General features: G+C 58.6%; 12 protein-coding genes and 1 pseudogene. 4 read left to right on the forward strand and 9 right to left on the reverse strand.

Annotated elements, in window-relative coordinates; genetic code table 11:
• From ACRXB1_RS22715 to ACRXB1_RS22745, 7 genes and pseudogenes are all read right to left on the reverse strand, one after another.
• Positions 1–224, reverse strand: a pseudogene (locus ACRXB1_RS22715) (hypothetical protein); the annotation flags it as partial.
• A 73-nt stretch (positions 225–297) separates the two neighbouring features.
• Positions 298–516, reverse strand: coding sequence for a hypothetical protein (locus tag ACRXB1_RS22720; RefSeq protein WP_449493289.1), 219 nt, complete (start codon positions 514–516; stop codon positions 298–300).
• 154 nt (positions 517–670) lie between these two features.
• Positions 671–1,090, reverse strand: a complete 420-nt coding sequence (locus ACRXB1_RS22725; RefSeq protein ID WP_449493290.1) for a hypothetical protein — start codon at positions 1,088–1,090, stop codon at positions 671–673.
• Positions 1,091–1,093: 3 nt separating this feature from the next.
• On the reverse strand, positions 1,094–1,453 hold the full coding sequence (locus tag ACRXB1_RS22730; protein WP_449493291.1) for a helix-turn-helix domain-containing protein: 360 nt from the start codon (positions 1,451–1,453) through the stop codon (positions 1,094–1,096).
• An 11-nt stretch (positions 1,454–1,464) separates the two neighbouring features.
• The gene (locus ACRXB1_RS22735; protein WP_449493292.1) at positions 1,465–1,668 is read right to left on the reverse strand and encodes a helix-turn-helix transcriptional regulator; all 204 of its coding nucleotides are present in this window, start codon (positions 1,666–1,668) and stop codon (positions 1,465–1,467) included.
• Positions 1,669–1,764: 96 nt separating this feature from the next.
• On the reverse strand, positions 1,765–2,295 hold the full coding sequence (locus ACRXB1_RS22740; RefSeq protein ID WP_449493293.1) for a hypothetical protein: 531 nt from the start codon (positions 2,293–2,295) through the stop codon (positions 1,765–1,767).
• Positions 2,296–2,387: 92 nt separating this feature from the next.
• Positions 2,388–3,620: a tyrosine-type recombinase/integrase gene (locus ACRXB1_RS22745; protein ID WP_449493294.1), complete on the reverse strand. Its 1,233-nt coding sequence runs from the start codon at positions 3,618–3,620 to the stop codon at positions 2,388–2,390.
• A 541-nt stretch (positions 3,621–4,161) separates the two neighbouring features.
• On the opposite strand from ACRXB1_RS22745, the gene ACRXB1_RS22750 reads away from it, so the two are divergent.
• Complete coding sequence (locus ACRXB1_RS22750; protein WP_449493295.1) at positions 4,162–6,198, forward strand: O-linked N-acetylglucosamine transferase, SPINDLY family protein; 2,037 nt, start codon at positions 4,162–4,164, stop codon at positions 6,196–6,198.
• Positions 6,199–6,258: 60 nt separating this feature from the next.
• On the opposite strand, the gene ACRXB1_RS22755 is transcribed toward ACRXB1_RS22750, so the two are convergent.
• Positions 6,259–7,035, reverse strand: a complete 777-nt coding sequence (locus ACRXB1_RS22755) for an SDR family NAD(P)-dependent oxidoreductase (RefSeq protein WP_062169545.1) — start codon at positions 7,033–7,035, stop codon at positions 6,259–6,261.
• A 137-nt stretch (positions 7,036–7,172) separates the two neighbouring features.
• Here ACRXB1_RS22755 and gcvA point away from each other — a divergent pair, with 137 nt between their 5' ends.
• Together gcvA and ACRXB1_RS22765 are read left to right on the forward strand one after the other, a co-directional pair.
• On the forward strand, positions 7,173–8,093 hold the full coding sequence (gcvA, locus tag ACRXB1_RS22760; RefSeq protein ID WP_449493296.1) for a transcriptional regulator GcvA: 921 nt from the start codon (positions 7,173–7,175) through the stop codon (positions 8,091–8,093).
• Between the two features lie 29 nt (positions 8,094–8,122).
• Complete coding sequence (locus ACRXB1_RS22765) at positions 8,123–8,500, forward strand: hypothetical protein (protein ID WP_449493297.1); 378 nt, start codon at positions 8,123–8,125, stop codon at positions 8,498–8,500.
• Positions 8,501–8,516: 16 nt separating this feature from the next.
• Here ACRXB1_RS22765 and ACRXB1_RS22770 read toward each other — a convergent pair whose 3' ends face one another.
• Positions 8,517–8,675 (reverse strand): hypothetical protein, encoded by a 159-nt coding sequence (locus ACRXB1_RS22770; protein WP_449493298.1) that lies wholly within the window; start codon positions 8,673–8,675, stop codon positions 8,517–8,519.
• A gap of 113 nt (positions 8,676–8,788) precedes the next feature.
• Between ACRXB1_RS22770 and ACRXB1_RS22775 the strand changes: the two genes are divergently transcribed.
• A partial coding sequence (locus ACRXB1_RS22775; RefSeq protein ID WP_449493299.1) for an energy transducer TonB occupies positions 8,789–9,132 on the forward strand: 344 nt, incomplete at its 3' end.

Consider the following 9,132-nt stretch of genomic DNA (forward strand, 5'->3'; position numbering starts at 1 on the left):
CTCTTGAGCAGTGCAAGAGCAGTCCTCGCGCGCAGCGTCCGGCCAATGACGCGCACATGGCGCTCTACACCATCGGCATCTACGACTGAGACCGAGGCACGAAGGGTTTTCTGCCACGGCATACGCGGTCGAGGATTGCTTACTAGCGGGCCTTCGATCGCCGCCCACAACTGAGACTTATCCCCTAAGTTGGCGGGTAGATGATGGGTTTCGATATCGCTCACTTCGAGACCTCCGTCTGAAGGTGCTGTCTAGCGGAACAAGCGTCCGCCAATTTATACTGTTGATTAGTTATGCTCACCACTGACCTCCCATGCCGCCGAGTTTGTGAAGCACCGTCCGCACGCTGTCATCCCAGACGTGTCCGCGACTCATGCGTTGAATAGCGCCGACCAAGTACAGCAAATAGTCGCGCTGCGTCAGCCGGTTCCATTGAGCTTGGTCCGCCATTGGCGCGCGCACCTTCATGCACGTCGGCCGCAGTTTCGCGGGTTGCAGTTCTCCCTTCACAGACATGCGACACCTCCGCAAAAAGCAGGTGTAGATGGCATATCTAGAGGGTCACCGTTAGACGGTGTAGAGAGAAGCTGAAAAACAGCCCTAATTGCACCGTCTAACGGTGTAGAGAAGCGGTCACCTACACCGTTAGACGGTGCAATTGAGATGGTCTCTACACCGCCAGACGGTGTAAGGCTTGCGTTTTCAGATAGGCGCTTCGCACGAATCCAGAAGCGGCGCCCTGATCGAACCCATCCAGTTTGTCCAAGCTCAGCCAGGTCAGCGCATACCAGCTCGCCTTGTGTGGTCGGTGCCCTTTCACTGTCTCGTGAATGAGGCCGGCGCTGAGCAGTTCCTGCTTTGCCCTTTGGATGGTGTCGTACGAGCTCCACCCTCGAGGCTTCAGATGAGCCAACGTGACAATCATTCGCCCGTTGTCGTCCCCGTGAAACTGGCGCGCGATCTCCAGCAGCAACGCCTTTGCAGGGTGCGACAGCGCGATGTATGCGGGACTGTCGAGAACCATCCAAGGAATCGGCACAAAACCACCTGCGTCGCGACTGGAGGTGCTGTGTCGCTTTGATTTGGCCATACATCACGCGACCTCCAAATCGGAGAACAGGTCACGCGTGGCCGGCTCCGCAATCAGCTCATACATCGCCACCCCACGGTGGAGGTAGCCATCACTATCAACGGCAGTGACGCGATAAGAGATGATTTGGTAGCCGAGGTGAATCAATTCCATCACGCGCGCTGCGGGGTGGCTGCAGCCTTTCGCGCGGAGCCAGTAGGTATGCTTTCCGCTCTTCCGCAAAGCGTTAAGAACGAACAAGCGTTGAGCTGCAAGACTCATGTCTTGCAAGCGTGATCGCTTCTGCTTAGAATCGTTCTTGGTGGTTTTTCTTGGGGTCGCGCTCTTGCCGGAGTCGCGGCCCTTGTTGTTTTTGGCGGTCATCAGCTGCTCCCTTATGCCGCGCGACGCGATGCGCGCAGGGAAAGCCACTTGGCCAGGTCCTCTTCCATGAAAAGGGTAACGCGATGCGATATCTTGATTCCTTTCGGGAAATCCGGATCAGTTCTCGCGTATTGCCAAAATGTTGAAACGGCGATGCCAAGATGCTCGGCTGCCTTGGTGGGTCGCATGGCGCGACCAGTGCAGGTCATTTCCATATCTGCTCTCCTAGAAATCCGACTTCAGGTAGACGCTTATGCGTCTTGAAGCCAGTGAGAGCAGATTACGAAGTGATCCTGAGCTAACCGGTTAAGTCAGGATTTGTGAGCGTTTTTCCACCAGTCCTGCAGGCCGCCGAACGTGCGCTCAATGTCGTCGGCGTCAACTTCATCGCATCGAATCCTGTATTTTTCGTTACCGTACGCGTCTTCCGACCAATACAGTTCTACGCCATCGATAGATGATTTCTTACCCTTTGGCCTCCCGACCTCGGCGGCAATAACGAATTCTTTCAATTTTTTGCCCTCTTTTTTCTCGCGTCCCATAGCTAAAACGACGACTGTTCTATGCGTCACATTCTTACGTGGTCGTGGAGCCTTAGCGTTACTCGAATTAACAACTGATCGCAGCGCGTCGACATGCCTCGTTATCATTTTGTGAGCATGATCTACGGAGAAGTCAAAAGGCTTTTGATCTTCGAATTTGGTGTCTTCTGCGTGAATCAAGTATTCAGCAAAAGCCATTTTCGCTGTGGGCAGATGCTTAAGCAGTTCGTCAGTTCTCTTCGCCCTTTCCGCCCAGAATTCCGAATTGCGATGATTAATGTCTTTTATATCGTCGGTCATTGCGCCCTTCCGCAAAGCCCTTATTGGGGAACCGCGCCAACAGGGTAAGGGGGCCCTGCGTTCGCCCCGTCGGGCTAGGCGCGGTTGTTCGGTCATGCTTGTTTGTGAAGTGGGATTACGGCTCCCTTGGGCATCGGCACTGCAATGAAGCGCGCCCACTCGTCCATCATGCGCCGGCGCTTCTCTAGGATGTCACTGCGCCAGTATGCGGCCTCGGTCGCGTCACCCTTCACGTGTGCGAGTGCTACCTCGGCAAGCTCGCGAGGATAATTCGTGATTTCACCGGCCCAGTCGCGAAACGTGCTGCGAAACCCGTGTGGCACTGCCTCGGCGCCCATACGACGGACTATCATCAGCAATGTCATGTCAGACAGTACTTTGCCCCGCGGGCTTGGGAAGATGAGTCCGTCGTCTTTAGTGTGCGGCATCTTTTCGATTAGTGTGAATGCTGCCTCTGAAAGCGGAACCCGGTGTTCCTTCTTAGCTTTCATCCGCTCGCCGGGGATGCGCCAGACCTTCGCCTCTCGGTCGATCTCGCTGAAGCGAGCGCCCCGCGCTTCTCCCGAGCGGGAACAAGTTAGGATTGCGAACTCCAGGCATCGGGCCCCGGTGGCGTCGATCTTTCGGAGCTTCTGCATAAACGTGCCCATTTCCGAAAAAGGTAGCGCTGGATGGTTGCGCACCTTTTGAACCTTGGACGGCTTCGAGAGCAGGTTCTCCAGGTTCCCACGCCAGGCCGCCGGGTTTTCTCCTGAGCGGTAGCCCTTCACCTTGCACCAATTAAGGATGGCCTCAACTCGTCCGCGGAGGCGCGATGCGGTTTCGTTTTTGGTTAGCCAGATTGGGTCAAGGACCTGCGTGACGTGATCGCGGCCAATGTGGCGCACGTAGAGACGGCCAATGAACGGGTACGCATAGGTTTCCAACGTGTTTCGCCACTGGTCGCCATGCTTGGGATTTTTCCATTCGGAAGACTTGGCGTCCATGAACTTCTTGGCGGCAGCCTCGAACGTCATCTCCATATCTTGGCTAGCTTTGAGTCGACTCGCGGCTTCGCGACGTTCTAGGATCGGGTCGACACCCGTTCGGATTTTGTCACGCTCTAATTGAGCCCGGACTCGAGCATCAGCAAGCGAGATCGCGGGGAACGCGCCGAGACCGATTTCGCGTCGACGGTCTCCCACCTTGACGCGCAATATCCAGGAGCGCGACGTGGCGCCGGTAACCTGTAGGTACAGCCCTGCCACTTTCCCAACAGGATGCATTCCAGGCGTCGACAGCCTCGATACGGCCAATGCGCCCAATTCCTTAGCTACTTTTGGCATCTGAACGATCCGAATAAACCAGCCATACGACCCGCCATAAATTAATAGATTGGATCATACGCACTCGTATTCATCTGTACAAGAAATTCCTGAACTCCTTATCTATCAACCATCTGCATTTATGCATATGAATCTGAAAGAGTCTAATTATGGCGGACACCGCTTCCGCCAGAATGAACAAGAGACCCCGTAAATTCAATGAATTACGGGGTTTTGTTTTTTCTGCGCACCAATAGGCCCGTCATGCGGCCGAAATCTCTGCTGAATGCTCGCGGCCTATCCCTGTCCTGTTGCTCCGTTGCATCTGACTCGTCATTTTTTGTACACCGACAACGGCCATGTGATGGCGTCGATCGAGATACGAGGGCCGAAGCAGGCGCGTTCACGCCTGTCCCGGTTATATCAACGCTCTTCAGGACCGTTTCAGAGGAAGCCGCCGAAGTTGTAAGTGTGGCCGGCCTGCTGATACGCTCCCGCAGACTCGTTGATTGTCGGCAAGCCCCGCACGGCAGAGCGAGGCGTTGTTTCACGTAATCGATCAATGTCAGCAACCAGAAACATTTCCGGGTCGCGTACTGCAGGCCGTCCCACCGTCGGCGCCATGCTTCAGGCCAGCACCGTTGCGCTTCAATCGGGCTCGTTGATCAAGGCGGAAACCTTGATCCAGCAGTTGCTCAAACGCGACCCGCGCAACGCCGAGGCGATCCACCTCCTCGGCATCACGCGCATCGAGCAGAAGCGTTTTCCGGAAGCTGAGCAATGCCTCAGGAAAGCGGTCGCTATCAACCGGAACCCGACCTATTTCATCAACCTCGGTCTTGCCCTGGCCTCCCAGGGCAAAGATGCACAAGCGCGCGATGCTTACCAAGCCGGCATTGCGCTTGAGCCTCAGGCCGCGCGCGTATACAACAACCTTGGAACGATCCTGGACCGCATGCAGGACCGAGCGGGCGCGGAATTGAACTATCGGCGAGCGCTCGCCACCGATCCCCGTTATTGCCTGGCTCACCGGAACCTGGGCATCCTGTTGCGCGAGACTGGCCGTCCTCACGAAAGCGAAACCAGCTTTCGCCAGGCGCTCGCGATCGAGCCGGAAACCGGTGCGATCTGGTCGACCTATGCCGACCTGCTGGACTCACTGAACCGGCTGGACGATGCAGAAGCCGCGTACAGGCAGGCTGGCCGATGGGACTCCGTTCAGCACGTCATGCGACAGGCGGCGTCGTGGGATGGACTGGATGAGATCGACGCCGCCGCCATCGAACTGGTCGAGTCGGCGCGGTTCGCCAATCCGGGGACATGGGAACTGCTTGGCATTCCATCCATGCCGCCTGCGGTCCATCGCGAAGCGGGTCGTCTTTTTGCCTTGAGCCGCTGGGGCCGGGAATTGAATGCACAAGGCGCGTCTGCGGCGACGCCCCGCGAAGCCGACGGGTCACGGCTGAAAATTGGTTACCTGTCATCGGATTTTTACGATCACGCGACGATGCACTTGCTGGCCGGCGTACTCGAGTTGCACGATCAATCGTGTGTGGACGTGCATTTGTATTCGTACGGGCCATCCCGCGACGACGCTTTTACCTCGCGCATCGCCAACATGCCGGCGACCTTTCATGATGTCGCCGCCGCGACCGATGCAGAGGCCGCCATGCAGATCGCGGCCGACGGTATTCAACTTCTGGTCGATCTCAAGGGTTTCACGACTGGCACCCGGCTTGGCATTTCGGCGCGGCGCCCGGCGCCTGTCACGCTCAATTGGCTTGGCTATCCCGGCTCGCTCGGGCATTCCGGGCTGGCGGATTACCTAATAGGCGATCCGGTCGTCACGCCACCGGCCCATGCCGATCATTTCAGCGAAACACTCGCGCTGATGCCGCATTGCTATCAGCCGAATGACCACCGCCGCGAATCCGGCCCGCAGCCCACCCGTGCCGAAGCGGGCTTGCCGGAAACCGGTATCGTATTCTGCAGTTTCAATCAGACGTTCAAGTTCGGGCCCACGATGTTCTCGGTTTGGTGCCGTCTGCTCGCGGCGGTGCCGGGCAGCGTGCTATGGCTTCTCGAACCACCCGTGCCCGATGTCATCGACAATCTGCGTAAAGAGGCAACGGCCAGGGGTATCGATGCGTCACGGTTGATTTTTGCTGATCGCCTGAAACAGCCGGCGCATCTTGCGCGCCTCGCGCTGGCGGACATCGCGCTCGACACTTTTCCGTGCAACTCCCACACCACGGGTAGCGACGCATTGTGGGCGGGTGTGCCCATGGTCACGCGCAGCGGTGCATTGTTCGCCAGCCGCGTGGGCTCGAGCCTGCTGCGGGCCGCCGGGCTTGGCGAACTGGTGACGGAAGACGACGAGACCTATTTCAATGTTGCGCTGTCACTCGCTTCCGATCCGGAACGGCTCGCCGCGCTGAGCACTCAGTTGATCCAGCGCCGTGAAACGCTTCCGCTCTTCAATACCGCGCAATTCACGCGCGATCTCGAGCGGCTTTACAAGGCGATCTGGCAGCGCGAGACATCGGGCGAGGCGGGAACGAAGGCGCCGATCGTTTTATCGGCGGAAGAGCGGGAATGAGGGGTCAGCGCACCTTTTGCGTTCAATCGCGGGATACCGCGTCGTCACGGAATCCCCAGTTCACGCCTGACGGCCGGCCATGACGCCGCCATCGACGGGCAGCACGGTACCGGTAATCCACGATGCATTTTGCGATGCAAGGAAAAGGATTGCCTCGGCGATATCCGCCGGCTGCCCGTTGCGCCCGAGCGGATGAAACGCGTTGAACGCAGGCAACGTCGCCTTGACCTGATCGTCGGTCATGAACGTGTTGTAGACAGGCGTCTCGACGACCGCCGGCGCTACGGTATTGATGCGAATGTTCGACGACGCCAGTTCGATCGCCAGATTCCGCGTCAACGCATGCACGCCCGCGTTCGCCGCCGAATACGCCGCTGAAGGCGTTGCGCCGATCGCCTGCAACGCCCAGAGCGAGCCGGTCTGAACGATGGCGCCACCACCGCGCAGCTTCATGGCGCGCGCCGCGGCCTGGGCCATGAAGAACTTGCCTTTGAGGATCGTATCGATGAACCAGTCGTATTCAGATTCCGTCACGTCGAGAAACGGCTTAGGCGCAAACACGCCAGCGTTGTTGATCAGGATATCGACGCCGCCAAAGGCTTGAGTCGCGAGATTCACGAGGCCGGCGGCTGTTGCTGGCGCTGCAATGTCACCGGCGAACGTGCGAACCTGGGCGCCGGTCGGATCAATTTGCTCTGCCGCTTGCTTGAGCTTGGCCTCATCACGCCCGCCAATAACCACACTTGCCCCGGCTTGCACGAGGCGTGCTGCGACCTCCTTGCCAATCCCCGATCCGCCGCCCGTAACAATCGCCACTTTAGAAGAAAAACTATGCATTCCGATACTCCTGAAAAGTTCAGCCAAGTGAAGGAACGATCCGCTCCCTGCTTCCTTGATGGAGAGTATTGTTGGCTCGCGCGTACGCAATCGCAAATCAGTTATTCTGTCTGTTCCTAAAAGAAAAACTTTACCGTATGACAACGCCAATTTTCTTGAACGCGTTGCGTGCATTCGAAGTGAGTGCGCGCCACCAAAGCTTTTCGGCGGCCGCAGCGGAACTGAATGTCACCCCGGCAGCTGTCGGACAACTTGTTCGAAGCCTCGAAGAGTGGCTGGCCTTCCCACTCTTTCATCGAAGCGGCGGCGGGCGGGCGCGTCTGATACCCACGGACATCGCAACCCGGGCGCTGCCCGACATCCGTGCAGGCTTCGACCGGCTGAACCTCGGGCTTGCGCGGCTCAAGGAAGCGTCGACCGGAGGCGTACTTACCGTCACTGTCAGCCCGGCGTTCGCGGCGAAATGGCTTCTACCGCGTATAGACCGGTTCCAGACTGCGTGGCCGGAAACCGATGTACGTCTCGACACGAGTCTCAAACTCATGGACTTCGCGAGTCAGGGTATCGATATCGGGGTGCGTTATGGCGCCGGCCATTGGCCGGGGCTGCAAGCGGAAAAGCTGATGGACGAGGAGGTCTTTCCGGTTTGTTCGCGTGAATTCCTTGAGCGCCATTCCGGGTTGCGTGGCCCTGCCGATCTCGCCGGACTGACATTGATCGATGATCTTTCCGTCGACCGGCAATCCGGCTTCGTCACGTGGGATACGTGGCTCGACAACGCAGGGGTGAAAGTCGTCGCGAGCCGCGCCGGCCTGAAGATCAACAATTCCGCGGCAGTATTGCAGGCTGCCGTCGATGGTCACGGCGTGGCGTTGGCACGCAGCGTTCTCGCGCGCGATGATCTGAATTCCGGCCGCTTGATCCGCTTGTTTCCCGAGATCACGCTGCCGTCATCGCTTGCGTATTTCGTGGTCTACCGGAAGGAATGCGCGGCACTGCTCAGGCTCGTCGCGTTCCGCGAATGGCTTCTCAGCGAAACCGCGAGGGACCGGGTTTAAATACGCCTTGCACAATGGATTTGAAATCGATGCCCTCCGCTATCAACAACTCGCTCGCCTGGATCTTCGAGGCATTCGAGCGTGACCCGGCCTACCTCAGCAAACGGATGTTCGGCCTCGACGCCGCTTACCTGGATGGATTGTTATGCCTGGTTGCCGGCGATCGCGACGAACCGTGGAATGGTTTGCTGGTGTGCACGTCGCAGGATCGCCACGCTGCGCTCATCAGTGAAATGCCGGCGTTGCAGCCGCATCCGGTGCTCGGGAAGTGGCTTTATGTATCGCAGGATGATCCGGCGTTCGAGGACATCGTGAAGAGAATGACGGCGCTAGTGCTGGCGCGCGATGAACGGATCGGTGTCGAGCCCAAACCCCGCCGGCTCAGCAAGAAGGCTGCGCCGGGCTGAGGTGTCGGGCCCTTCGTCAACCTACGTCCGGCTCACCTTCACCGGATTTCTTTCCAGGCTGATCGCTTGGCGCCTGCTTGCGCTGGTCGTCGTCACGATCGGGCATCTTGCTCGCCTCGTTGTCGCTGTGTTCAGCCGGTTGCGGATTGTTCAGATCGGTCGGATCGCTGCTCATGGTCCTCTCCTTGCATTGAGATGCTGTGGGTATGCAAAATGGGGCAGCAAGACGTGGTCCCGGCGCGTATCGTCGAGCCTGGATGCAGCGATTTCTGCGGAGCTTCGCCGATCATGACCTACCGCTTCAAACAGGCACACATTGGATGCAGCATCGCGCTCCTCGCGACTCTTGCTGCCTGCACGATCACCCCGCCGCCCAGCGCGCTCGAAACGCCCAAACCCGCCGCGGCGGTCGCGAGCGCAACGCTCGATCAATACAAGGTGCGCGTCGCACAACATATCTTCGAGCACAATCCGTCGCTGGTGCTCAAGGGCACGCCGCAAGCCATGCTGCGCTCGCTTGTCGTGGTCGCCTACACCGTGGATCGCAACGGCCGTGTGATCCGCTCGTCGGTGTATCGGACGAATGGGGACGACGAAGCCGAAGCCACCGCCCTCGCCTCGCTGCGCCGGGA

The organism is Caballeronia sp. M23-90 (assembly GCF_053574605.1).

What these genes read in the sequence shown, in the direction of transcription:
- ACRXB1_RS22720 (WP_449493289.1), bottom strand. Translation starts at nt 516, where the DNA reads ATGTCTGTGAAGGGAGAACTGCAACCCGCGAAACTGCGGCCGACGTGC.
- ACRXB1_RS22750 (WP_449493295.1), top strand. Translation starts at nt 4,162, where the DNA reads ATGTCAGCAACCAGAAACATTTCCGGGTCGCGTACTGCAGGCCGTCCC.
- ACRXB1_RS22725 (WP_449493290.1), bottom strand. Translation starts at nt 1,090, where the DNA reads ATGGCCAAATCAAAGCGACACAGCACCTCCAGTCGCGACGCAGGTGGT.
- ACRXB1_RS22765 (WP_449493297.1), top strand. Translation starts at nt 8,123, where the DNA reads ATGCCCTCCGCTATCAACAACTCGCTCGCCTGGATCTTCGAGGCATTC.
- ACRXB1_RS22755 (WP_062169545.1), bottom strand. Translation starts at nt 7,035, where the DNA reads ATGCATAGTTTTTCTTCTAAAGTGGCGATTGTTACGGGCGGCGGATCG.
- ACRXB1_RS22770 (WP_449493298.1), bottom strand. Translation starts at nt 8,675, where the DNA reads ATGAGCAGCGATCCGACCGATCTGAACAATCCGCAACCGGCTGAACAC.
- ACRXB1_RS22735 (WP_449493292.1), bottom strand. Translation starts at nt 1,668, where the DNA reads ATGGAAATGACCTGCACTGGTCGCGCCATGCGACCCACCAAGGCAGCC.
- gcvA (WP_449493296.1), top strand. Translation starts at nt 7,173, where the DNA reads ATGACAACGCCAATTTTCTTGAACGCGTTGCGTGCATTCGAAGTGAGT.
- ACRXB1_RS22730 (WP_449493291.1), bottom strand. Translation starts at nt 1,453, where the DNA reads ATGACCGCCAAAAACAACAAGGGCCGCGACTCCGGCAAGAGCGCGACC.
- ACRXB1_RS22745 (WP_449493294.1), bottom strand. Translation starts at nt 3,620, where the DNA reads ATGCCAAAAGTAGCTAAGGAATTGGGCGCATTGGCCGTATCGAGGCTG.
- ACRXB1_RS22740 (WP_449493293.1), bottom strand. Translation starts at nt 2,295, where the DNA reads ATGACCGACGATATAAAAGACATTAATCATCGCAATTCGGAATTCTGG.